Origin of the sequence: Bacillus sp. FSL W7-1582, from assembly GCF_038593325.1 — a bacterium.
Classification (GTDB): domain Bacteria; phylum Bacillota; class Bacilli; order Bacillales; family Bacillaceae; genus Bacillus; species Bacillus altitudinis.
Window position 1 is genome coordinate 66,379 of record NZ_CP151987.1, and the last position, 24,688, is coordinate 91,066.

Here is a 24,688-nt window from a genome sequence, read left to right on the forward strand (position 1 = left end):
TGATGTGACGGATACTAATCTCAGGGTCAAGTGGTGAATGTTGCATAAAGTGGACGCTTTTGTTCCATTCACCCAACACATCATCAAACGAAAGAGAGGCAGCAGTGAATGAAAGCAACTGGAATTGTACGCCGCATCGATGATCTAGGTAGAGTGGTTATACCGAAGGAGATTCGCAGAACATTGCGCATCCGGGAAGGAGATCCACTTGAGATTTTTGTCGACCGCGATGGAGAAGTCATTTTGAAGAAGTATTCACCGATTAGTGAGCTAGGAGACTTTGCGAAGGAATATGCTGATGCTTTATTCGACAGTTTGGGTCATTCTATTCTCATCTGTGATCGTGATACGTATATTGCTGTATCCGGCAGTTCAAAAAAAGAGTACTTAAACAAATCCATTAGCGATTTACTTGAACGAACAATGGATCAGCGTAATTCTGTATTAGAGGACAGCAAGAAAGAAATTCAGCTTGTGGATGGTATTGATGATGATGTATCAGCTTATACCATTGCACCTATTGTTGCAAACGGAGATCCAATTGGCGCCGTCGTCTTATTTTCTAAAGAGCGTTCAATGGGAGAAGTGGAGCATAAAGCGGCAGAAACGGCAGCTGGCTTCTTAGCCCGTCAAATGGAACATTAGGTCTAATAATTCTATATCATCTTGATAAAAAAAGAATGCCGATGAAATCATCTGATTTTGTCGGCGTTTTTTATATGGAATGAAACAAAATAATGAATGTATCGTCTACTCCTTAGAAAGAAACGGCTCGCCAGTCACGTATGATATAATGAGTGCGTTTAAATGCAGGTATATTTTTTGATTGAACATAAAGGAGTCATCCATGAAAAATGCTGTGAATCAGCCGCATTGGCTTTTCCAAGGTGCGGTGATTTTAACCATCGCAGGCTTGTTATCAAAGGTACTGAGTGCCGTATATCGTGTCCCTTTTCAAAATATCGTAGGAGACACAGGTTTTTATATTTATCAGCAGGTCTATCCCTTTCTTGGCATTGCGATCATGCTCGGCACCACTGGTTTTCCTGTGATGGTGTCCAAGCTCCTGAGCGAGCATGGTGAGGAGAATCGCCGAATCATTACAAAGGTATCCTTGGTGTATATCACTTTGCTGAGCTTGTTCTTATTTCTTTGTTTATACATAGGAGCAGGCACAATTGCGAATCTCATGGCGGACAGTCAATTAATGCTTCTCATCCAGATGAGTTCGTTTGTGTTTCTATTTCTGCCGCTTACCGTGATGCTGAGGGGTGTTTTTCAGAGTGATGGGCTGATGCTCCCCACTGCGGTCTCTCAATTGGCTGAGCAGCTCATTAGAGTAGGCGTCCTGCTTGTTTTATCTTTCTATTTTGTGAGACATGGCTATTCACTTTATGAAACAGGAGCGGGTGCGGTGTTCTCTTCTATAGCTGGAAGTGCGGCTTCACTCCTTTTGCTTCTTTTCCTTTGGCTGACCTATCGGAAGCGGTTGTCAGCGAGCAAGACATTAAAACAGGCTACACTGCGGAAAAAAGATGTGCTGAAGAGTTTGGTGCTGTATACATTGACGATTTGTGTGAGTGGATTGCTGATCCTATGGATGCAAATGATCGATGCTTTTCACCTGTATGCGCTACTGCGCAGTGAGGGACTGAGTGAAGCAGCTGCAAAGGCGGCAAAAGGCGTATATGACCGAGGTCAGCCGTTCCTGCAGCTCGGGACGGTGTTTGCAATTAGTATTGGGACGTCTCTTGTTCCGTTTTTGTCGTCGGCCTTAAGAAAAGGGCAGCATGAAGCAATTCGTGAAAAAGTACGTACATCGTTTAAGGCAACATCGGTGCTGGGGATTGGTTCAGCTGTCGGGCTTATATGTATTTTATCGTCTGTGAACATTATGCTTTTTCGTAATGACTTAGGGACAGATGCGCTGCAAATATTTTGCATATCCATTGCCTTCACATCAATGGCGATTACGCAAACCGCTTTACTTCAGGGTCTGGGACATACCGTGTACCCAGCTGTTGTGGTCCTGATCAGTGTACTGGTGAAATGGGGGCTGACGCTGGTTCTTGTCCCGTTATTCGGCATTTATGGAGCCGCATGGTCGACTGTTTGTGGGTTTCTCGCCGCCGCTGCGCTCAATGCGGTGTATTTGAAGCATAAAGGGTGGATTTCAATAAGAGAGCTATTCCCAGTGAAAATTCTTTTATCAGCAGCATTCATGGCTGTCGTTTTAATTGGATATCAGGCATTGTTTTCTTGGGTCATTCCCTTTGAGAAACGTCCGTTTTCTGTTTTAGAGAGCCTGACTTCAGTTTTTATTGGTGGTTTCGCCTTTTTATATAGTATTCTTAAGCTAGACGTATTTACGGAAGAGGAATGGAGACTCATTCCATTAGGAGAAAAGATTTTATATTTTAAACAGATGAGAGGGAATCGAAATGGCAGGTAAGATTACAGTCGTTGGTCTTGGGGCAGGCGACATGGATCAGCTGACGCTCGGTGTATATAAGCAGCTGAAGCAGGCGAAAGAAGTATACATGAGAACGCAGGATCATCCACTCACCGCAGAATTGATGCAGGAGGTCCCGTCTCTGACCTTTTTTGATGAGATATATGAAAAGCATGATCAGTTTGATGCAGTGTATGAGGAAATCACAGACATTCTCTTCCAAGAGGCTGAGGGGAAAGATATTGTGTATGCAGTACCAGGTCACCCGTTTGTAGCGGAAAAGACAGTGCAGCTTCTTGTTTCACAACAGAAGGAGCGCGGGGTTGAGGTGTACGTCGCTGGTGGACAAAGCTTTTTGGATGCGACGTTTAATTCCTTACAGATTGACCCAATTGAAGGGCTGCAATTCGTTGACGCAGGGGATATGAGAGCGGATGATCTGAAGTTGACCCAGCATGTGCTGATCTGTCAGGTATATGATCAGATGACAGCCTCGAATGTGAAGCTGACCCTCATGGAAAAGCTACCTGACGATTATGAAGTCTTTATCGTAACGGCAGCTGGAAGCAGTCAGGAACAGATTACAGGTGTTCCTTTATTTGAACTTGATCGAGATGTGTCGATAAATAACTTAACGAGTGTTTATGTGCCTCCAATCCAAGATGAAAAGCTACTCTATCAACAATTTGACACTTTCCGTGAAGTCATTCGTACATTAAGAGGTCCTGGCGGCTGTCCTTGGGATCAAAAACAAACGAATGAGTCGCTCAAACCATATTTAATTGAAGAATGTTATGAGCTGCTGGAAGCCATAGATGAAGACGATCCAGATCATATGGTTGAAGAACTCGGAGATGTACTGCTGCAAGTTTTACTCCATGCCCAAATTGGTGAAGATGATGGTTACTTCTCAATGGATGACGTCATCCAGCATGTCACAGAAAAAATGATTCGACGACATCCGCATGTGTTTGGTGATACGGATGTGTCTGAAGCATCAGATGTCGTCGCCAACTGGGAAAAAATCAAGCAGCAGGAAAAACCGGAGCGTGCAGCTTCTATTTTGCAATCCATTCCAACGACTCTTCCAGCTTTAACAAAAGCCTATAAGCTCCAAAAGAAAGCAGCAAAAGTGGGCTTCGACTGGACAGAAGTAGAGGATATTTGGAACAAATACGAAGAAGAAAAGCAGGAATTCCTTGTGGAAGTGGCAGATAAGACGGGTGAAGGTGCAACAAAGCAAATGAAGGATGAATTTGGGGATCTTTTGTTTGTTCTCGTCAACATTGGAAGATTTTATCATCTAGAGCCTGAAACCGCCCTCTCTTCTGCAAACACAAAATTCATGCGGCGCTTTCAGCATATTGAACAAAAAGCAAAGGACATAGGGCGTTCACTAGAGGACTTGACCTTAGAAGAAATGGACGATCTGTGGAACGATGCCAAACGCATAGAAAGAGGTGAACTTACATGAGACTAGATAAATTCTTAAAAGTGTCTCGTTTAATCAAAAGAAGAACATTGGCAAAAGAAGTAGCCGATCAAGGGAGAATTTCCATTAATGGCACGCAGGCGAAAGCCAGCTCTGACGTGAAAGAAGGGGACGAGCTTCAAATCCGCTTTGGTCAAAAGCTTGTGACTGTTCAAGTCAACGAGTTAAAAGACACCACCAAAAAAGAAGAAGCTGCTGGCATGTATACCGTGCTAAAAGAAGAAAAAACAGCAGAATAGGGCTTGTTCTAAATGTCCCGCCTGTCACATACAATGCAGTAACAATGCAAGTATGAGATATGGGGGATGTATAAATGAATCAATATTATAATCAACCTCAAGGCACGAAGTTGTCATCAGAAGCCGAGCATCATGTCACAATGCGCAACAGAAAGCATTTAGATATTACCGGGGTCAAACAGGTCGAGAGCTTTGATAATGAAGAATTTCTGCTTGAGACTGTCATGGGAGTCCTCGCCATTCGCGGAGAAAATCTGCAAATGAAAAACTTAGATGTAGAAAAGGGCGTTGTGTCCATTAAAGGGCGTGTCTTTGACTTAATCTATGTAGATGAGCAGCATGGGGAGAAAGCTAAAGGATTTTTTAGCAAGCTGTTTAAATGACACTGACGGTCCAGTTTTATACGATGCTTTCGATGGCGGCGATGGGCATCTGGCTGGGCGCATCGCTGGATACGTACAAGCTGTTTGTGAACCGGGAAAAAACAGCAAAATGGCTGCTGGTCATTCACGACCTCCTTTTTTGGGTGGTGCAGGGTCTCTTATTCTTTTATGTCCTGCTGCTGACCAATGAGGGAGAATTCAGGCTTTATATTTTTCTAGCTGTTGCTCTAGGTTTCTCGATGTACCAGGCATTGATGAAACAGCTGTATATGAACATCCTCAAGTTTGTGATGAGGTGTATTTATCAGACTGTTCTCTTCCTGAAAAGGCTGATCATGTCGATGGTTTTCCAGCCCATTCGCTGGATCGTCGGTTTGATCATAAGTGCTCTTCTGTTCTTGTTCCACTCGCTCTTACGCCTTGTTCGTTTTGCGTTTCGACTCGTGTGGAAGGTGCTGTATATTGTTTGTTATCCGCTTATTTGGTTACTCAATGTGACCATTATTCATCGAATTCCCGAAAAATGGCGAACATCAATGAGGTTGTTTTTCTCAAAAGGAGCAGGAATTTTACAAGGGATCAAGAAATTATCTCGTACCATGAAAACGAAATGGAAACAATTCTGGACAAAGTAAGAGAGGAGGCCTTCATCCTTGAACGAGAGAAAAAGAAATATCGCACAAATTCAAAATGATTATCAAAAACAAATGGAACAGCAAGCGCAGCGCCTAAAACGCAAACGCCGGGGACTCCTTAGAAGGCTTACCGTGTTTGGAGTCATTGTGCTCATGTTTGCTGTTTTGGTAACAAGTGCCCTCTGGTCGCAATCGTCTGCATTGAAAGAAAAAGAAGAGAAGAAGGTTGCGCTTGAAAAAGAATTGAAGCAATTACAAACAAAGCAGGAAGATATTTCTGATGAAATCAAAAAGCTGAAAAGCAAAGAATACGTACTCGAACTGGCACGACGGGACTATTATATGTCTAAAAAAGGCGAAAAAATCTTTGATGTGGGCAATAAGAGCGATTAGCCTTGTTGACACTTAAAATTCAGTTTATGTATAATTGAACAAATGAGATTTTTTTATAAGTCTAAGGAGGAGCACTTTTTTTATGTCGATTGAAGTTGGCAGCAAGTTACAAGGGAAAGTTACGGGCATTACAAATTTTGGAGCTTTTGTGGAGTTGCCAGGCGGTTCAACTGGTCTCGTTCATATCAGTGAGGTAGCCGATAACTATGTAAAAGATATTAATGAGCATTTAAAAGTCGGTGAACAAGTTGAAGTGAAAGTGATTAACGTTGAAAAAGACGGTAAAATCGGCTTGTCCATTAAAAAAGCAAAAGATCGTCCTCAACAACAACAATCAAGACCGAGCAGAAATGATTTCCGTCCGAAGGAATCGTTTGAGCAAAAAATGAACAAATTCTTAAAAGATAGCGAAGATCGCTTAACATCTTTAAAACGTAACACGGAATCAAAACGTGGGGGGCGCGGAGCAAGAAGAGGTTAACTTGTTGCTGCTTTCTATATATTTTTCACAACAAAGCATCTGCTGTTTAGCGGGTGCTTTTTTTAAATACAAATTCAACGTTTTTTGTGCATTTGCCATTTAATTTAAAACTTTCTATTGACGGACAAGCGAATCCTTTGTATTATAGTTCTTGTGCTTCTTAGCGCATTTTACATTATGGCGGTGTAGCTCAGCTGGCTAGAGCGTACGGTTCATACCCGTGAGGTCGGGGGTTCGATCCCCTCCGCCGCTATCCTTTTAAAAAGAACAATAAGCAAGGCCCGTTGGTCAAGCGGTTAAGACACCGCCCTTTCACGGCGGTAACACGGGTTCGAATCCCGTACGGGTCATCTTCAAAACAGCTTTCTATAGGAAAGCTGTTTTTTTTTGTGCTTTCGTAAAATTCTGATGAAAGACATCGACTTTCAAGAAAGTATGCATCTTTGGCAAATAAAGCGTCGAACGTTTTATGGAAACGACAACTTCTTTTGACAAAATTTCTTTTTCACCTTCGCTATAATGACAAGCAACGAATATCAGGTGGGGGATGAAAAGATGGAAAAACTAGAAAGAAGAACTGATTTAACGGGAGCCGGGTTTGAAAGAATCAGTGCAGGGTTAAAAAAGATGAAAAACCTGTTTCTTCATCATACGCATTCTCTTTTTTTCTATAAAGGGTTTATTTATGTTGTTCTGGGCTTTTTATTGGGACGAGCCTTTATCTTATCTGAAATTATGCCGTTTGCATTGCCTTTCTTTGGGTCCATGCTGCTCATTAAAAGGGATAAAGCGATGCTTGCTTGTCTTGCTTTACTCGCTGGGGCGATGACGATATCACCTCAAAATGCATTATTCGTGTTTGCGTCATTGATCGTGTTCCTTCTCATGTTAAAGGTCGTTTCATTCATCATCAAAGACCCGGTGAAAACATTACCGGTTGTAATTGTGCTCTCAATGCTGATGACGAGGGGAGCTTTTGTATACCTCGAGCAGGGTGCGGTTCAAAGCTATGACTATGTGATGGCAGGGGTTGAAGCTGGACTTGCCTTCATTTTGACACTGATTTTTCTTCAAAGTTTGCCGATTTTTACAGTCAGGAAAATCAAACACTCCTTAAAGGTTGAAGAAATTATTTGCTTTATGATATTAATCGCTTCAGTTTTAACAGGTCTGGCTGGGATCACATTTCAAGGAATGCAGGCAGAGCATATTTTGTCACGATATGTAGTGCTGAGCTTTGCCTTTATTGGAGGAGCGAGTATTGGTTGTACAGTGGGTGTTGTAACTGGATTAATTCTTGGTCTCGCCAACATCGGCAACCTTTATCAGATGAGTCTGCTTGCCTTTTCGGGCTTATTAGGAGGATTACTAAAAGAGGGGAAAAAAGCAGGAGCCGCCATCGGCTTGATTGTGGGTTCTTTACTAATCTCCCTCTACGGTGAAGGGTCAGCAGGGCTAATGACAACGCTATATGAATCACTCATCGCAGTTGCACTGTTTTTGCTCACGCCACAGTCAGTAACGTCCAAGGTGGCAAAATATATTCCTGGTACGGTAGAGCATGTACAGGAACAGCAGCAATATGCCAGAAAAGTACGAGACGTGACAGCAAAAAAGGTAGATCAATTCTCTAATGTATTTCATGCGCTGTCTGAGAGTTTTGCGACATTTTACGATTCCATTCCTGAGGAGAAGAAGCAGGAAGAGGATGTAGATCTTTTTTTAAGTACGATCACAGAACGTTCCTGTCAAACGTGCTATAAGAAAAATAAATGCTGGGTGCAGAACTTTGATACAACCTATGAACTCATGAAACAAGTTATGCATGAATCTGATGAAAAAACGTACGAGCATAACCGGAAGTTGAAAAAGAAATTCAGTCAGCACTGCTCAAAATCAAAGCATGTAGAAGAATTGATTGAAGAGGAGATAGCTTACTATAAAGCAAATCAGACCTTAAAGAAAAAGGTCCAAGACAGCAGGCGCCTTGTGGCCGAACAACTTATGGGTGTCTCACAAGTCATGGAGGATTTTTCCCGGGAAATAAAACGAGAAAGAGAGCAGCATTTTATTCAGGAAGAGCAGATGATAGAAGCACTTCAGAACTTTGGAATTGAAATTCAGCAAGTTGAAATTTATAGCTTAGAACAGGGAAATGTTGATATAGAGATGAGAATTCCCTATTGCCAAGGTCATGGGGAATGCGAAAAAATCATCGCTCCAATGCTCTCGGATATTTTAGAAGAACAAGTTTTAGTCAAAGCAGAGCAGTGTGCGGAGCATCCAACAGGTTATTGTCATGTTGTATTCGGTTCTGCAAAATCGTATCGAGTGTCTACAGGTGTAGCACATGCAGCGAAAGGTGGAGGATTAGTATCTGGAGACAGCTACAGCATGATGGAGCTGGGTGCAGGTAAATATGCCGCAGCTATTAGTGATGGGATGGGAAATGGAGCAAGAGCCCATTTTGAAAGCAATGAAACGATCAAGCTGTTAGAAAAAATCTTGGCGTCTGGTATTGATGAAAAAGTAGCGATTAAAACGATTAATAGCATTTTATCTCTACGGACAACGGATGAAGTCTACTCTACATTAGACTTATCCATTATTGATTTACAGGATGCGAGCTGTAAATTCCTCAAGATTGGCTCCACCCCAAGTTTTATTAAACGTGGTGATCAAGTGATGAAGGTACAGGCCAGCAACTTGCCTATTGGCATTATTGATGAATTTGAAGTAGAAGTGGTGAGTGAACAGATGAAGGCAGGAGATCTCCTTATCATGATGAGCGACGGTATCTTTGAAGGACCAAAGCATATCGAAAATCATGATTTGTGGGTCAAACGAAAAATGAAGAGCTTTAAAACAGAAGATCCGCAAGAGATTGCTGATTTATTAATGGAGGAGGTCATTCGCACAAGAGCAGGTCAAATTGATGACGATATGACGGTTGTCGTCATTAGGCTCGACCACAATACACCAAAATGGGCATCCATTCCGACAGGTACATTCTATCTTCAGAAACAAGAGATTTCTTGAAATATCGTATAATATGAATTTCTTCTGGCGATGATGGGGATATAAGCATTCAGTTACAATCCCAGGAGGAATGAAGATGCGAAAAGGTCACGTAAACCAAATCTTACTGATTACAGATGGCTGCTCAAATCATGGGGAAGACCCACTTGCGATTGCCGCATTGGCAAAGGAGCAAGGGATCACAGTCAATGTCATTGGCATTATGGAAGAGAACAGACACGATCATGAAGCGATGAAAGAAGTAGAGGGGATTGCTCTAGCAGGCGGAGGCATTCATCAGGTTGTCTACGTTCAGCAATTGTCTCAAACCGTACAAATGGTGACAAAAAAGGCGATGACGCAAACGTTACAAGGTGTTGTGAATAAAGAATTGCAGCAAATTCTTGGCAAAGATACTGAAATTGAAGAACTTCCCCCAGATAAGCGTGGAGAAGTGATGGAGGTTGTGGACGAGCTCGGTGAGACGGTTCATCTTCAAGTGCTTGTGCTTGTGGATACGAGTGCAAGTATGAAACCGAAGCTGCCAACGGTCAAAGAAGCACTCATCGATCTCTCTATTAGTCTAAATTCGAGAATTGGTGAAAATCAGTTTGGGATGTGTGTATTTCCCGGGAAAAACTCAGATGCAGAAATTGTGTTGAACTGGACGCCGCGGTTCGATTCGTTATCATCAATTTTCCCGAAGCTGACAACAGGAGGAATTACACCGACAGGACCAGCAATTCGAGAAGCACTCCAGCATTTCAAATCAGTTCGTTCACGAAAAGGGCTGCTTGAAGCGAAGGAAGAACATGATGAATTCGGCTTCTAACATCCCATTAGGTACAATGATAAAGGGAAAGTGGCATCAACAACATTACCGCATTGTAAAAGAGCTGGGAAAAGGGGCGAACGGTGTGGTTTATCTGGCCGAATCGTCAAAGGGGCAAGTGGCCCTTAAAGTGAGTGATGACAGTATGCTCATTGCATCTGAAGTCAATGTATTAAAATCCTTTTCAAAGGCTCCTGTGAAAACCATGGGGCCTTCTTTTTATGATATGGATGATGCTCTTTATCCTGGTATGTCAGAGAAACGGTCGTTTTATGTCATGGAGTATGTCAGAGGACCATTGCTGCTTGAATTTGTGAAACAAAAAGGCGATGAATGGATCGTCGTTCTCATGATTCAACTGTTGTCTAACCTTGCTCACTTACATAAGGAAGGCTGGATCTTCGGTGACTTGAAGCCTGATAATCTCATCGTTTCAGGCCCCCCAGCTACGATTCGATGTATTGATGTTGGAGGAACAACGAAGGCGGGAAGGGCGATTAAGGAATACACCGAGTTTTTTGACCGCGGCTACTGGGGCTTCGGTACAAGAAAAGCAGAACCTTCTTATGATCTATTTGCTTTAAGTATGGTCATGGTGAACTGTGCCTATAAAAAAGAATTTAAAAAAGGGGCAGAACCAGAAAAGCAGCTTTATCGGGCGATTGAAGGACATCCTTTATTAAAGCGATATGAGAGGGTGTTAAAAGCGGCTCTCCAAGGCAAATATCAATCAGCGGCAGACATGAAAAGCGCGATGCTGAAAGAAGGACAATTGCTTGCTTCAAGAAAATCACAACAAAAGAAGCCATCACAGCAAAATAGGCAAAAGCCAGCTGTTCCCCAACATCAACAGGCCGCACCTTCACGATCAAGAGTTGCTGCTGCGAAAAGAACATCAGTACGCAAAAAATCAGGCGGGCTTTTTGAAACCATTCTCATCTTATGCAGTGTGCTCGCTCTTTACTGTGCTTATGTGGTTTTATTCCTATTATAGAGCTGTAAAAAAGCAGGCTTCTTCTTTGCTTGGAGCTAATGAAAGTGATAGGATATGTATATCTTTAAATTACCTGCTCTTTGTGAGGAGGAAGTTGTGAATAGAATTGAATCTTTTTTGAAAAAACATGATGTTTTCCTTGAAAATACGACAGTCATTGTCGGGGTTTCTGGCGGACCAGATTCTATGCTCTTGCTGCATGAACTAAACAAACGTCGAAAAGGTTCCTTTCAGCTGATTGCAGCCCATGTAGATCACATGTTCAGAGGAGAAGAATCCTTTGCTGATTTGGCATTTGTTGAAGCGTACTGTAAAGAGCATGAGATCCTTTTTGAATCGGCTCGTATACAGGTCACCCAATATGCAAAAGAAAACCGCTTAAACAAACAGGCAGCTGCAAGAGAGTGCAGATATGCTTTCTTTCGTCAATTGATGGAACAGTACAACGCTCAATTTATAGCGCTTGCACATCATGGAGACGATCAAGTAGAAACAATGGTGATGAGGCTGACAAGAGGGACTGTTGGAATAGGACTCGCAGGTATGCAAGCAAAGCGCCCTTTTCAAGAAGGGTGGCTGATTCGTCCGCTGATTGGATATTCTAAGGATGATGTACTCACTTCTTGCGAAAAAGAACAAGTTCCTTATGTCATTGATCAAAGCAATCACACCGATGACTACTTGAGAAACCGGATCAGAAGACACGTTCTTCCCGTGTTAAAAGAAGAGGCACCTCATGTGCATGAAAGCTTTCAGTTTGTAAGTGACATGCTGACTGAGGATGAGCAGTACTTGCAGGCATTAACAAAGGATCAAATGCATCAAGTCATTACGAATCAAACGCCTAAGCAAATTGAGATCAAAACGAAGCCTTTGCTTGACCTGCCTTTGCCTTTACAAAGAAGAGGCATTCAACTAATATTAAACTATCTTTATGAAAACACTCAATCAGCGTTTTCAAACCAGCATATTCTAGGGACTTTGGACTGGTTATCTCATACTGATCAACCGTCTGGATCATTAGATTTGCCAAAAGGTTTACAAGCTGTCAAATCTTATGATCACTGTATGTTTACCTTTGAACGATCGCTTGTCATAGATCAGTCATATACTCATCATTTAAAAGGTGAGCTTGGCGAGGAACTTTTTCTCCCGAATGGACAGTCTATCTTGGTATCAAATCATGTTCCGAAGGATGCACGGAACGGAAACCATTTTTTCTTGCTTCAAAAAGATCATGTTCGTCTTCCTTTGATCATTCGCTCACGAAAAAACGGTGATCGAATCAAACTAAAAGGGATGAATGGATCAAAAAAGGTGAAAGATATATTTATTGATAAAAAAGTGCCTCTTGCAGAAAGAGACAGCTGGCCGATCGTCACTGACTCGGATCATCAAATCATCTGGATCCCAGGTCTGAAAAAATCCGTTTTTGAAGAAATTGATATGACAAACAGCGATCTCATTGTATTACAATATAGACAGCACGAAAATTTGTAGGGGGCAAGCAAAAGCATGAAACAAGATATTGAAAAGATTTTGATCTCAGAAGAAGAGATCCAGCTAAAAGTGAAGGAACTGGGTGCAACATTAACCAGCGATTATGATGGTAAATTTCCCCTGGCTATTGGTGTTTTGAAAGGGGCTCTTCCATTCATGGCAGACCTGATCAAACACATTGATACATATTTAGAGCTTGATTTTATGGATGTATCTAGCTACGGAAAGTCTACCGTATCTTCTGGAGAAGTGAAGATCATCAAAGATCTAGATACTTCTGTTGAAGGAAGAGATATTCTAATTATGGAAGATATCATCGACAGTGGGTTAACTTTGAGTTATCTGGTAGAGCTTTTCCGATACCGTAAAGCAAACTCCATTAAAATTGTGACATTGCTTGATAAACCAAGCGGCCGCAAAGCAGACATCAAAGCAGATTATGTTGGGTTTGAAGTACCAGATGCATTTGTTGTTGGCTATGGATTGGATTTTGCCGAACGTTACCGAAACCTCCCGTATATTGGAGTGTTAAAACCATCTGTTTACGAAGGCTAATGAGCACACGTTTACATGAGGTTATTGGTTGTGTTGGAATGATTTTCTATGATACTATTGAACATAGTTGTGCTTACTGTGGGAGGAGGTAAGGAATGAATCGGGTTTTTCGTAATACGATTTTTTATATACTTATTTTATTACTTGTGATAGGGGTTGTCAGTTGGTTAGGATCCCCTAATCAAAAGCCTGAGAACATGTCTTACAGCAAATTTTCGCAAAATTTAAGTGCGGGAAAAGTGGAGAGTATCTCCATCCAGCCTGTAAGAGGGGTTTATGAAATTCGTGGTCAATTAGATGGCGCGAAGAAAGATGAATACTTCATTACCCACGTTCCAGACGGTCAAGGTGTTGACCAGATTTACAGTGCACTGAAGAATACAGATGTAAAAGTAGAACCAGCACCTGAAACAAATGGATGGCTGCAAGTTCTGACAACCATCATTCCATTCATCATCATCTTTATCCTGTTCTTCTTCTTATTGAACCAAGCTCAAGGCGGTGGAAGCCGTGTCATGAACTTTGGTAAGAGTAAGGCGAAGCTTTACACAGAAGAGAAGAAACGTGTGAAATTTAAAGATGTTGCCGGTGCGGATGAAGAAAAACAAGAGCTCGTAGAAGTGGTTGAATTCTTAAAAGATCCACGTAAATTTGCGGAGCTTGGCGCAAGAATCCCTAAAGGGGTTTTACTAGTAGGACCTCCAGGTACAGGTAAAACATTGCTTGCGAGAGCATCTGCGGGAGAAGCAGGCGTTCCTTTCTTCAGCATCAGTGGTTCTGACTTCGTCGAGATGTTCGTCGGTGTCGGTGCATCACGTGTACGTGATTTGTTTGAAAATGCGAAAAAGAATGCACCTTGCTTAATCTTTATTGATGAGATTGATGCAGTGGGTCGTCAGCGTGGAGCAGGTCTTGGCGGTGGTCATGATGAGCGTGAACAAACGCTTAACCAGCTTCTTGTTGAAATGGATGGTTTTAGTGCCAACGAAGGGATTATCATCATTGCTGCAACGAACCGTGCAGATATCCTAGATCCTGCATTGCTGCGTCCGGGACGTTTTGACCGTCAAATTACGGTTGACCGCCCAGATGTCATTGGCCGTGAAGAAGTACTGAAGGTTCATGCGAAAAACAAACCGCTTGATGATACAGTCAACTTGAAAGCCATTGCAAGCAGAACACCAGGTTTCTCTGGGGCAGATCTTGAGAACTTACTAAACGAAGCAGCGCTTGTTGCTGCCCGTCAAAACAAAAAGAAAATTGATATGCGTGATATCGACGAAGCAACTGACCGTGTCATTGCTGGACCGGCTAAGAAAAGCCGTGTCATTTCGAAGAAAGAACGCAATATCGTGGCGTACCATGAAGCAGGTCATACCGTCATTGGGCTTATCCTTGACGAAGCAGACATGGTGCATAAAGTAACGATCGTTCCTCGTGGTCAGGCAGGCGGATATGCGGTCATGCTTCCAAGAGAAGACCGTTATTTCCAAACGAAACCAGAGCTTCTTGATAAAATCGTCGGCTTGCTTGGCGGTCGTGTTGCAGAGGAAATTACGTTTGGTGAAGTAAGTACAGGCGCTCACAACGACTTCCAGCGTGCAACAGGCATTGCAAGAAGAATGGTCACAGAGTTCGGTATGTCTGATAAACTTGGTCCACTTCAATTCGGTCAATCACAAGGAGGTCAAGTATTCCTTGGCCGTGATTTCAACAATGAGCCGAATTATAGTGAAGCGATCGCTTACGAAATTGACCAAGAAGTTCAGCGCTTCATCAAAGAAAGCTACGAACGTGCGAAACAAATTCTCACTGAGAATAAAGATAAGCTAGAAATCATCGCACAAGCTCTTCTAGAAGTGGAAACATTAGATGCTGAACAAATTAAATCTCTTTACGAAACTGGAAAGCTTCCAGAGCGTGTATACGCAGATGACGAAGAGAAAAACGATGATGTGAAAGTGAACATCAAGAAAAAAGAAGAAGATGAGGAGATCTAATCTCTTTCTATAAAAAGCTGTCGGGCTCACCGGCAGCTTTTTTTATTTCGATTCATGAATGGATCGGTTTCGAATTGTTTACAAATGGAACTCAATTCGTGTATGGTATGATAGAAAGTCGAAAAATGCTCTTTTTGAGACACTATTCAAAGTGGTGATGAAGTTGTTACTCGTGATAGATGTAGGAAACACAAATACCGTTTTAGGTGTTTATCATAATGGCGATTTGAACTACCATTGGCGGATTGAAACAAGCCGTCATAAAACAGAAGATGAATTTGGTATGGCAATCCGATCCTTATTTGACTATGTAGGGCTAATGTTTGACCAGATAGAAGGGATTATCATTTCTTCTGTTGTCCCGCCAATGATGTTTGCTCTGGAAAGAATGTGCGAAAAGTATTTTCACATTACTCCTCAAATCGTTGGGCCTGGCATGAAGACTGGATTAAACATTATGTGTGATAATCCAAAGGAAGTCGGCGCTGATCGAATTGTGAACGCAGTGGCGGCCATTCACCTGTATGGGGCGCCTCTCATTGTGGTAGACTTTGGAACGGCCACAACCTACTGCTATATCAATGAACAAAAACAATACATGGGTGGGGCGATTGCACCTGGTATTACCATCTCAACAGAGGCTTTATATACAAGAGCGGCAAAACTGCCGAGAATTGAAATTGTCCGTCCAGATCACATTGTTGGAAAAAATACCATCAGTGCGATGCAATCCGGCATCCTTTATGGATATGTTGGTCAAGTCGAGGGCATAGTGAAACGGATGAAGCAGCAAGCCAAACAAACACCGAAAGTCATTGCAACAGGCGGTTTGTCTACATTGATTGGAAATGAATCAGACTGTATTGATATTGTCGATCCGTTCCTCACATTAAAAGGACTTCAATTAATTTATGAACGCAATCGTGTCGGTGTATTATAGGAGGGTTTAATCAAAATGGATTATTTAGTTAAAGCGTTAGCATATGACGGGAAAGTCCGTGCGTATGCTGCGAACACAACAGATACAATCAACGAAGCGCAGAGAAGACACCATACGTGGCCAACTGCTTCAGCTGCAATCGGCAGAACCATGACAGCGACTGTCATGATGGGAGCCATGCTGAAAGGCGAGAATAAATTAACTGTCAAAATTGAAGGCGGTGGGCCGATCGGAGCCATCATTGCGGATGGAAACGCAAAAGGTCAGGTGCGCGGATATGTCTCAAACCCACAAGTTCACTTTGATTTAAATGAACATGGGAAGCTGGACGTTAGACGTGCTGTTGGAACATCTGGAACGTTAAGTGTTGTCAAAGATATCGGACTGAAAGACCACTTTACAGGGCAAACGGAAATTGTCTCAGGTGAAATTGGAGATGACTTTACTTATTACCTGGTCTCCTCTGAACAAGTGCCATCCTCTGTAGGTGTGGGTGTTCTTGTCAATCCAGACAACTCGATCCTTGCAGCAGGCGGTTTCATCATTCAATTGCTGCCTGGAACAGAAGATGCAGTCATCGAAAGACTCGAAAAGAGATTATCAACCATTGAACCGATCTCTAAACTGATTGAAAAAGGGATGACTCCTGAAGAAATTTTAGAAGAAGTGCTCGGTGAAAAACCTCAAATCTTAGAAACTGTACCTGTCGAATTTTCTTGTAACTGCTCAAAAGAACGGTTTGCCAACGGTATTATCAGCCTAGGGAAAGCCGAAATTGAGGATATGATTGAACAAGACGGACAAGCAGAAGCTCAATGCCATTTTTGTAACGAAACGTATGTATTTACAAAAGAAGAGCTAGAAGAGCTACGTGAAGAAATAACCCGCTAAGCTCTAAGCAGCGGGTTTTCTTTTTAGAATGGAAAGGAGACGAAAGATGAGACTGAAAGCAAGAGTGGTATGGACATTTATCCTTGTTCTGCTCATGATTAATGCCGTGGTCATTGCATATGTATTAACAAAGTCACAAATGTCGCAGGCTTCTTCAAATGGGAAGAGCGGTGAAGAAATTGCTTCTATTGGGAAAGAGAAAGTCACACGTCAAGAATGGTTAAAGAAAATGGAAGACCGCTACGGAAAGGCAACACTTGAACAAATGATTAATCAGAAGGTAGTCAATCAGCTTGCGAAAGAAAACAAGCTGGAGGTATCTTCAAAGGAGATCAATCGTGAGCTGCTGATGCTGAAAGCGGTATCTAATAATTTCTACGAAGACGGTCATACAAGTGAAAAGGAATGGAAAGAGCAGATTCGTTATCAAATTTTATTAGAACAGCTTCTAACGAGAGATGCGGTCGTTTCTGAAAAAGAAGCCAAATCCTTTTATGAAAAAAATAAAGACTTGTATCAATATGATGACTCATACCGAATTCGCCACATTGTTGTGAAAACAAAAGACGAGGCACAAAGTGTATTAAAAGATTTAAAGGGCGGATCTAGTTTCGAAGCTGTAGCAGCTGAGCGATCCACCGATCGATATACCTCTCCTTACGGCGGAGATCTTGGATTTGTCACAGAAGAGCAAGAAAGCATTCCAGCCCTATACATACAAGAAGCCCAAAAGCTTCAGCCAGATGAATGGACGAAAGAGCCGATCGAGATCAAAAATGGTTATGCCATCATACAATTAAAAGAAAAATTAAATGGCCGCTCTTTCTCTTATGAAGAAGTCAAAGATCAGATCAAAAGGCAGATCGCCATGGAAGATCTGGGTGAAAAGGCGAATGTCAAAACCCTGTGGAAAGAAGCAAAAGTCACATGGTTTTACGATGGAGAGCAGGACTAAAAGCATTGACAAAATTTTTCGAAATTGATAATTTAATATTAATACAATAAAATTACTCGGAGATAGAGGTGTTAGTGATGGCTCGTATTGCAAATTCAGTTTTTGAACTAATAGGAAATACACCAGTCGTTAAATTAAACCGTTTAGTAGATGAAGACAGTGCGGATGTCTACTTGAAACTTGAATATATGAATCCAGGCAGCAGTGTAAAAGATCGTATTGCGTTAGCGATGATCGAAGATGCTGAAGCAAAAGGTACATTAAAAGCTGGTGACACACTCATTGAGCCAACAAGCGGAAACACAGGAATCGGTCTTGCGATGGTCGCGGCTGCAAAAGGAATCAATGCGATTTTAGTTATGCCGGATACAATGAGTCAGGAGCGCCGCAACCTTTTACGCGCTTACGGTGCAGAGCTTGTCTTAACACCGGGTGCAGAAGGAATGAAAGGTGCCATCAAAAAAGCAGAAGAATTAGCGGAAGAGCACGGATACTTCATGCCTCAGCAGTTCAGCAATGAAGCCAATGCTGAGATTCACCGCCGCACAACAGGGAAAGAGATTCTTGAACAGTTTGACGGCGAACTTGATGCATTTATTGCAGGAGTTGGTACGGGTGGTACGATTACAGGTGCTGGTGAAGTCCTGAAAGAAGCCATTCCATCTATTCAGCTTTATGCGGTAGAACCAACAGATTCTCCTGTACTATCAGGCGGGAAACCAGGTCCGCATAAAATTCAAGGCATCGGAGCAGGGTTTGTTCCATCTATCTTGAACACAGAAGTATATGACGGCATTATCCAAGTGAAAAACGAAGATGCATTTGAACTTGCAAGAAAGGCAGCGAAAGAAGAAGGAATCCTTGGTGGTATATCTTCAGGAGCAGCCATTTATGCAGCGCTTCAAACAGCGAAGAAGCTTGGTAAAGGGAAAAAGGTTCTAGCGATTATTCCAAGTAACGGTGAACGTTACCTTAGTACGCCGCTTTATCAATTTGATTAAACAATACACCCCAGCATTTGCTGGGGTTTTTTCATGAATTCTGAAGATGGAAAGCAAATACTATTTTCTAATTAAAATGGATTGCATTACAATAAGATTAATGAAAATGAAAAAGGATGATAACATGACACAACGTAGGCCGATGGGCATCAAAATTCCTTTTACGAAAGAAGCATTCTTGAAACGATACGAACAATTAACGGCTCATGAATCACATCACGTTCTTCTTGAAAGTGCACGTGGCGGAGAATACAGTATTGCCGGCATTCATCCGATCGCTAAAGCGAAAGGGAAGGACGGGATGACCACCATCCATTATCAGAATGAGGTGTTGTTCAAAGAGGGAGATCCTTTTAGGGCATTTGCTGATTGGTTTCAAACCCTACAAACCGAAACGAACGATGAATATCCTGACTTCCAAGGTGGAGCGATTGGATTTTTAAGCTATGATTACGCAAGATATATCGAGCATTTTAAAATGCTGTCCATCGATGATTTGAAGACGCCTGATTTGTATTTCCTCGTATTCAATGATGTCGCTGTCTTTGATCATAATAAAGGCGTCCTCTGGCTGATGACTCATACAGAAGGAGACGAACCTGTCAGTGAAGTTCATCAAAGACTCGAAGAATTAAAGCAAAGCTGGACAAGCACATCAGAAGAGTCAGCACATTCATCTGTCAACGTGTCTTCTTCGGAATGTGTACCTGCTGCACCTTTTACTGAAGAAGCTTTCGGGGAAGCTGTAGAAACGATTAAACAATATATCGCGAACGGTGATGTGTTCCAAGTGAACCTATCCATTAGACAAGATGAACAGCTTCATACCCACCCATATCATTTATACAAAACATTACGTCACGTGAATCCATCTCCATATATGTCATATCTGCACACGCCAGATTTCCAAATTGTCTGTGGATCTCCAGAGCTGCTTATTAAGAAAAAAGGCATTCAGCTCGAAACAAGACCGATCGCTGGCACAAGATCAAGAGGCAAGGATGATGTGGAAGATCAAGCGCTGGCAAAAGAACTCATTGAAGATGAAAAAGAACGCGCAGAACATGTGATGCTCGTTGATCTTGAGCGGAATGATCTTGGACGAGTGTCTACTTATGGCTCAGTCAAGGTGAACGAGTTTATGGCCATTGAGAAATATTCACACGTGATGCACATTGTATCAAATGTCCAAGGGGAGCTGCGTGATGATTGTGATGCGGTAGATGTCATGAGAGCTGTATTCCCAGGCGGCACGATTACAGGTGCGCCAAAAGTGAGAACAATGGAAATCATAGAAGAACTTGAGCCAACAAGGCGTGGGCTTTATACTGGATCTATAGGCTGGTTTGGATTCAATCAAGATATGCATTTTAATATCGTCATTCGTACGGCTTATTGTACAGGGGGCAGAGCCTTCATGCAGTCAGGTGCAGGCATTGTCATCGATTCTGTACCAAAGCACGAATACAAAGAATCGATTAAAAAAGCCTATGCAGTGAAAAAAGCATTACAGTTGAGCAAAGAAGAGACTATTTTGAGTTAGAGGTGAGCAGAGTATGATATTAATGATTGATAATTACGATTCATTTACGTACAACCTGGTCCAGTATTTAGGTGAGCTTGGGGAAGAACTGATTGTAAAACGAAACGATCAAGTCACTATTCAAGAAATCGAAGAGCTCAAGCCAGACTTTCTGATGATTTCTCCAGGACCTTGCAGTCCGGATGAAGCAGGAATTAGTATGGAAGCGATCAAACATTTTGCTGGGAGGATTCCGATCTTCGGTGTCTGTTTAGGTCATCAATCCATTGCACAAGTATTTGGTGGAGATGTCATTCGTGCGGAGCGGTTAATGCATGGGAAAACATCAGAGATTGAACACGACGGCAAAGGTGTCTTCACGGGACTACAAAATCCGCTCGTCGCCACGAGATATCATTCATTAATTGTTAAAGACGAGACGCTGCCGGAGTGCTTTGTCAGAACAGCGAGAACAAAGGAAGGCGAACTCATGGCCATTCGCCATAAAGAACTTCCGATTGAAAGTGTTCAATTCCATCCAGAATCGATTATGACGTCCTTCGGTAAGGAAATGCTCAGAAATTTCATTGAAACCTATCGTAAAAAGGGGAATGAAGTAAACGCATGATCATTTACCTGAACGGTCAGTATATAGAGGAGAAAGACGCGACTCTTTCTCCTTTTGATCATGGTTTTCTATATGGCATCGGTGTATTCGAAACATTTACCTCTCTAGCAGGACAAGTCTTCTTGTTAGACTGGCATCTTGAAAGGCTCAATCAATCATTGCGTGACCTTTGCATCGAATCCACAATAGAGAAACCATTTGTACTCGACATCATTCATACATTATTCAAACAAAATCAAATAACGGGCGGTCATGCGAGAATCCGCTTCAATGTTTCTGCGGGCAGAGGCAATGGATTTTCTGCAGACCCTTATGAGGAGCCTGTTGTTTTTGTGATGATCTCCCCATTCCGGCCAGAATCAATAGTAGATGAAAAACAGGGAATCATTCTTGATACAAGAAGAAACACACCGGAAGGTCCAAGACGGCTCAAGTCGCATCATTACATGAACAACCTGCTGGCGAAAAGAGAAGTAGGGAACGATCCGTCTGTAGAAGGGATCTTTTTAACAAAAGAAGACGATGTGGCAGAAGGAATTACATCAAATCTATTTTGGCGAAAAAAAGATGTGATCTATACACCTTCACTTGATACCGGCATTTTAAACGGGGTTACCCGTCGATATTGTATCGAAACGCTGCAAGCTTCGGGGATCCCACTAATAGAAGGAAGATATCCACTCTCACACTTGCTCTCAGCTGATGAGGCGTGGATGACCAATTCGGTTCAGGGAATTGTGCCTTTTAAAAATATCGGAGACAACGTCCTGCAAAACCACAACCGAACGATTTCGACCAAGCTGAGAACAGAATATACAAAAGCACGTCTAGAACATAAAGAGTAGGTGGACACAATGACACAACAATTGATAAAACAGCCTAAAATCATACAAGCCAAGCACCATACCCTTAGTTATGAAGAAAAGACATTGGTCATGGGCATTTTAAATGTCACACCGGACTCTTTTTCAGATGGAGGAAAATTCAATCAAATGGATAAAGCGCTGGCTCATGCAGCGCAGCTCATAGAAGATGGGGCGCATATTATTGATATTGGCGGTGAATCGACTCGGCCGGGGGCGGCACTTGTCTCAGAGCAAGAGGAGCTTTCAAGGGTCATTCCTGTCATTGAGAAGATCACAAAAGAATTGGACATACCTATTTCTATTGATACGTATAAAGCCCCTGTCGCAGATGAGGCAGTGAAAGCAGGAGCCTCAATCATTAATGATGTATGGGGGGCGAAAGCTGATCCTCAAATGGCGCATGTGGCAGCGAAGCACAACGTGCCAATCATCTTAATGCACAATCGACCAGAGCGGAATTACACCCATCTGATTTCAGATATGATTGCAGATCTGAAAGAAAGTGTTCAAATTGTAAAACAAGCGGGTGTCCGTGATGACATGATTATATTAGACCCTGGTGTAGGATTTGCGAAAAATAAAACTGACAACCTCATGGTCATGAATGAACTTGAACATTTTTGCCACCTTGGGTATCCGCTGCTGCTAGCAACATCCCGCAAACGATTCATCGGTGCAGTTTTAGATCTGCCGCCTGAAGAACGTACTGAAGGAACGGGTGCGACGGTCTGTCTTGGGATTCAAAAGGGCAGCGCGATGGTCCGAGTGCACGATGTAAAAGAAATCGCAAGAATGGCAAAAATGATGGATGCCATGCTGAATAAAGGAGGCGCTTATCATCGATAAAATATATGTAAACGGAATGGAATTTTACGGCTATCACGGTGTATTTGCAGAAGAGAATAAACTAGGCCAGCGCTTTCGTGTGGACCTAACAGCTTCACTTGATTTAAGTAAGGCAGGACAAACGGATGACCTAAATGAGACCATCAACTATGCTGAGCTCTACAACATCTGCAAAAATATTGTAGAAGGGGATCCGGTGAACCTCGTTGAAACGCTGACAGAAAGAATTGCAAACCAAGTGTTAAAGGACTTTCCGACAGTTCAAGAATGTACAGTAAAAGTAATCAAACCAGATCCGCCAATTCCAGGACACTATCAGTCCGTTGCTATTGAAATGACGAGATCACGCACATGAACAATACAGCATATATCGCTTTAGGCTCAAACATAGGAAAAAAGGAAACCTACTTAAAAGAAGCTGTCAAAAAACTTCACGAACATCCAGGTGTTCAAGTTGAATCCATTTCATCTATATATGAGACAACACCTGTAGGTTACGAGAATCAGGATGACTTCTTGAACATGGCTGTGAAGATTTCCACCTCGCTTCGTCCTGAAGAACTTCTATCACTGACTCAGGACATTGAGCAGGAGTTGGGCAGAACAAGAGAAGTGAGATGGGGTCCACGGACAGCTGACCTTGACATTTTACTTTATAATCGTGAAAATATTGAAACAGAACAACTTGTAGTGCCGCATCCTAGAATGTACGAACGTTTATTCGTTCTTGTTCCGATGAGTGAGATTTGCCCAGAAATCGGCGAAGCCCAGATAAACGCCGTAACAGACCAAGAAGGTGTAAGCATATGGAAAAAGACATGTGGGGTAGAAGAATTCGTGCATACCGAAAGCTAAAAGGGTATACTCAGGAAGGGTTCGCCAAAAGACTGGGCATCTCTGTCTCTGTCTTAGGGGAAATTGAGCGAGGCAATCGATTACCAACAAACCAAATGGTTGGTCAAATAGCAGATGCTTTAAATATAACGGTGGAAGAACTTTCACCAATTCTTGAAGAAGAAAGGAGGGGACATGATGTTTAAAATCGGAGATATCGAAATTAAAAACAAAGTAGTGCTCGCACCAATGGCTGGTGTGTGTAACTCTGCTTTCAGACTCACGGTGAAAGAGTTTGGAGCGGGCTTAGTCTGCGCTGAAATGGTCAGTGACAAAGCGATCTTGATTAATAATGCCAGAACGATGGGCATGCTGTACATTGATGAACGTGAAAAACCGTTGAGCCTTCAGATATTTGGGGGAGAAAAGGATACGCTCGTAGAAGCGGCCAAGTTTGTAGACCAGAATACAACGGCGGACATTATTGATATTAATATGGGATGTCCTGTACCAAAGATCACGAAATGTGACGCAGGAGCGAAATGGCTGCTGGATCCTAACAAGATTTACGAAATGGTATCTGCAGTCGTAGAAGCTGTAGATAAACCTGTTACTGTGAAAATGAGAATGGGCTGGGACGAAGACCATATCTTCGCTATCGACAATGCCCGTGCTGTTGAACGAGCAGGTGGACAAGCGGTTGCGCTTCACGGACGGACACGTGTGCAGATGTACGAAGGAACAGCGAATTGGGATATTATAAAAGAGGTCAAACAATCTGTTTCCATTCCAGTCATCGGCAATGGAGATGTCAAAACCCCTCAGGATGCAAAACGTATGCTTGATGAAACGGGTGCAGATGCTGTCATGATCGGAAGAGCCGCACTAGGAAACCCGTGGATGATTTACCGGACGGTTCATTATTTAGAAACGGGTGAACTAAAAGAAGAGCCTAATGTGCGTGAGAAAATGTCTGTGTGCAAACTTCACTTAGACAGACTCATAGACCTGAAAGGCGAGCATGTGGCTGTCAGAGAAATGAGAAAACATGCAGCATGGTACTTAAAAGGTGTCCGAGGCAATGCAGATGTAAGAAATCAAATCAATCAAAGTGAAACGAGAGCGGAGCTTGTAAAAGTTCTAGATGACTTTACGATCGAAGCCGAGGCAAAAGAGCTTCAAAGAATAAAAGTAGGATAAGACTATCTTTCTTTTTGTAGCTCACTGCTAG

The 24,688-nt window shown here is 42.4% G+C and carries 26 protein-coding genes and 2 tRNA genes; all 28 read left to right on the forward strand.

Features of this window, described 5'->3' with window-relative positions; translation table 11 throughout:
- Positions 1-108: 108 nt before the first annotated feature.
- The 28 genes from spoVT to dusB all read left to right on the forward strand — a co-directional run bounded on the left by spoVT (position 109) and on the right by dusB (position 24,657).
- The gene (spoVT, locus tag NSQ11_RS00350; RefSeq protein ID WP_007496196.1) at positions 109-645 is read left to right on the forward strand and encodes a stage V sporulation protein T; all 537 of its coding nucleotides are present in this window, start codon (positions 109-111) and stop codon (positions 643-645) included.
- 202 nt (positions 646-847) lie between these two features.
- A complete protein-coding gene (locus NSQ11_RS00355) occupies positions 848-2,452 on the forward strand; it encodes a polysaccharide biosynthesis protein (protein WP_216099588.1) in 1,605 nt (534 codons plus the stop codon).
- Complete coding sequence (gene mazG, locus NSQ11_RS00360; RefSeq protein ID WP_216099587.1) at positions 2,442-3,926, forward strand: nucleoside triphosphate pyrophosphohydrolase; 1,485 nt, start codon at positions 2,442-2,444, stop codon at positions 3,924-3,926. The genes NSQ11_RS00355 and mazG overlap by 11 nt, the downstream gene beginning before the upstream one ends.
- On the forward strand, positions 3,923-4,183 hold the full coding sequence (locus tag NSQ11_RS00365; protein WP_008341839.1) for an RNA-binding S4 domain-containing protein: 261 nt from the start codon (positions 3,923-3,925) through the stop codon (positions 4,181-4,183). The genes mazG and NSQ11_RS00365 overlap by 4 nt, the downstream gene beginning before the upstream one ends.
- Before the next feature lie 74 nt (positions 4,184-4,257).
- On the forward strand, positions 4,258-4,566 hold the full coding sequence (gene yabP, locus NSQ11_RS00370; protein WP_007496190.1) for a sporulation protein YabP: 309 nt from the start codon (positions 4,258-4,260) through the stop codon (positions 4,564-4,566).
- Positions 4,563-5,201, forward strand: coding sequence for a spore cortex biosynthesis protein YabQ (gene yabQ, locus NSQ11_RS00375; protein ID WP_007496188.1), 639 nt, complete (start codon positions 4,563-4,565; stop codon positions 5,199-5,201). Before yabP ends, yabQ begins: the two co-directional genes overlap by 4 nt.
- 18 nt (positions 5,202-5,219) lie before the next feature.
- Positions 5,220-5,594 carry a septum formation initiator family protein gene (locus tag NSQ11_RS00380; RefSeq protein ID WP_007496186.1) on the forward strand — a complete coding sequence of 125 codons (375 nt, stop codon included), beginning with the start codon at positions 5,220-5,222 and terminating at the stop codon, positions 5,592-5,594.
- Positions 5,595-5,676: 82 nt separating this feature from the next.
- A complete protein-coding gene (locus tag NSQ11_RS00385) occupies positions 5,677-6,075 on the forward strand; it encodes a S1 domain-containing RNA-binding protein (RefSeq protein ID WP_003217901.1) in 399 nt (132 codons plus the stop codon).
- Positions 6,076-6,254: 179 nt separating this feature from the next.
- Positions 6,255-6,328 (forward strand) — tRNA-Met (locus NSQ11_RS00390).
- A 25-nt stretch (positions 6,329-6,353) separates the two neighbouring features.
- Positions 6,354-6,425, forward strand: a tRNA-Glu gene (locus tag NSQ11_RS00395).
- A 205-nt stretch (positions 6,426-6,630) separates the two neighbouring features.
- Complete coding sequence (gene spoIIE / locus NSQ11_RS00400; protein WP_342501203.1) at positions 6,631-9,114, forward strand: stage II sporulation protein E; 2,484 nt, start codon at positions 6,631-6,633, stop codon at positions 9,112-9,114.
- Positions 9,115-9,190: 76 nt separating this feature from the next.
- Positions 9,191-9,925: a VWA domain-containing protein gene (locus NSQ11_RS00405; RefSeq protein ID WP_008341829.1), complete on the forward strand. Its 735-nt coding sequence runs from the start codon at positions 9,191-9,193 to the stop codon at positions 9,923-9,925.
- Entirely contained in the window at positions 9,909-10,919 is a 1,011-nt protein-coding gene (locus tag NSQ11_RS00410; protein ID WP_080987768.1) for a protein kinase, read from the forward strand. Before NSQ11_RS00405 ends, NSQ11_RS00410 begins: the two co-directional genes overlap by 17 nt.
- A gap of 96 nt (positions 10,920-11,015) precedes the next feature.
- Positions 11,016-12,419: a tRNA lysidine(34) synthetase TilS gene (gene tilS, locus NSQ11_RS00415; protein ID WP_080964625.1), complete on the forward strand. Its 1,404-nt coding sequence runs from the start codon at positions 11,016-11,018 to the stop codon at positions 12,417-12,419.
- Between the two features lie 15 nt (positions 12,420-12,434).
- On the forward strand, positions 12,435-12,974 hold the full coding sequence (hpt, locus tag NSQ11_RS00420; protein ID WP_007496175.1) for a hypoxanthine phosphoribosyltransferase: 540 nt from the start codon (positions 12,435-12,437) through the stop codon (positions 12,972-12,974).
- A gap of 95 nt (positions 12,975-13,069) precedes the next feature.
- Positions 13,070-14,974, forward strand: coding sequence for an ATP-dependent zinc metalloprotease FtsH (gene ftsH / locus NSQ11_RS00425; RefSeq protein ID WP_008341822.1), 1,905 nt, complete (start codon positions 13,070-13,072; stop codon positions 14,972-14,974).
- A 163-nt stretch (positions 14,975-15,137) separates the two neighbouring features.
- Positions 15,138-15,914: a type III pantothenate kinase gene (locus NSQ11_RS00430; protein ID WP_008341820.1), complete on the forward strand. Its 777-nt coding sequence runs from the start codon at positions 15,138-15,140 to the stop codon at positions 15,912-15,914.
- A 15-nt stretch (positions 15,915-15,929) separates the two neighbouring features.
- Positions 15,930-16,805, forward strand: a complete 876-nt coding sequence (gene hslO / locus NSQ11_RS00435; protein ID WP_007496169.1) for an Hsp33 family molecular chaperone HslO — start codon at positions 15,930-15,932, stop codon at positions 16,803-16,805.
- A 52-nt stretch (positions 16,806-16,857) separates the two neighbouring features.
- Complete coding sequence (locus NSQ11_RS00440) at positions 16,858-17,760, forward strand: peptidyl-prolyl cis-trans isomerase (protein ID WP_025206605.1); 903 nt, start codon at positions 16,858-16,860, stop codon at positions 17,758-17,760.
- Between the two features lie 77 nt (positions 17,761-17,837).
- On the forward strand, positions 17,838-18,761 hold the full coding sequence (cysK, locus tag NSQ11_RS00445; protein ID WP_017359310.1) for a cysteine synthase A: 924 nt from the start codon (positions 17,838-17,840) through the stop codon (positions 18,759-18,761).
- 124 nt (positions 18,762-18,885) lie between these two features.
- Entirely contained in the window at positions 18,886-20,304 is a 1,419-nt protein-coding gene (locus NSQ11_RS00450; protein ID WP_342501204.1) for an anthranilate synthase component I family protein, read from the forward strand.
- A gap of 13 nt (positions 20,305-20,317) precedes the next feature.
- A complete protein-coding gene (gene pabA / locus NSQ11_RS00455; protein WP_025206607.1) occupies positions 20,318-20,911 on the forward strand; it encodes an aminodeoxychorismate/anthranilate synthase component II in 594 nt (197 codons plus the stop codon).
- Positions 20,908-21,756 carry an aminodeoxychorismate lyase gene (gene pabC / locus NSQ11_RS00460; protein ID WP_025206608.1) on the forward strand — a complete coding sequence of 283 codons (849 nt, stop codon included), beginning with the start codon at positions 20,908-20,910 and terminating at the stop codon, positions 21,754-21,756. The genes pabA and pabC overlap by 4 nt, the downstream gene beginning before the upstream one ends.
- A gap of 9 nt (positions 21,757-21,765) precedes the next feature.
- Positions 21,766-22,623, forward strand: coding sequence for a dihydropteroate synthase (gene folP / locus NSQ11_RS00465; RefSeq protein WP_008341807.1), 858 nt, complete (start codon positions 21,766-21,768; stop codon positions 22,621-22,623).
- Entirely contained in the window at positions 22,616-22,978 is a 363-nt protein-coding gene (gene folB / locus NSQ11_RS00470; RefSeq protein ID WP_025206609.1) for a dihydroneopterin aldolase, read from the forward strand. Before folP ends, folB begins: the two co-directional genes overlap by 8 nt.
- Complete coding sequence (gene folK / locus NSQ11_RS00475; RefSeq protein ID WP_025206610.1) at positions 22,975-23,478, forward strand: 2-amino-4-hydroxy-6-hydroxymethyldihydropteridine diphosphokinase; 504 nt, start codon at positions 22,975-22,977, stop codon at positions 23,476-23,478. Before folB ends, folK begins: the two co-directional genes overlap by 4 nt.
- Positions 23,430-23,663: a helix-turn-helix transcriptional regulator gene (locus NSQ11_RS00480; RefSeq protein ID WP_008341798.1), complete on the forward strand. Its 234-nt coding sequence runs from the start codon at positions 23,430-23,432 to the stop codon at positions 23,661-23,663. Before folK ends, NSQ11_RS00480 begins: the two co-directional genes overlap by 49 nt.
- Complete coding sequence (gene dusB, locus NSQ11_RS00485; RefSeq protein WP_008341796.1) at positions 23,656-24,657, forward strand: tRNA dihydrouridine synthase DusB; 1,002 nt, start codon at positions 23,656-23,658, stop codon at positions 24,655-24,657. Before NSQ11_RS00480 ends, dusB begins: the two co-directional genes overlap by 8 nt.
- Positions 24,658-24,688: the final 31 nt, after the last annotated feature.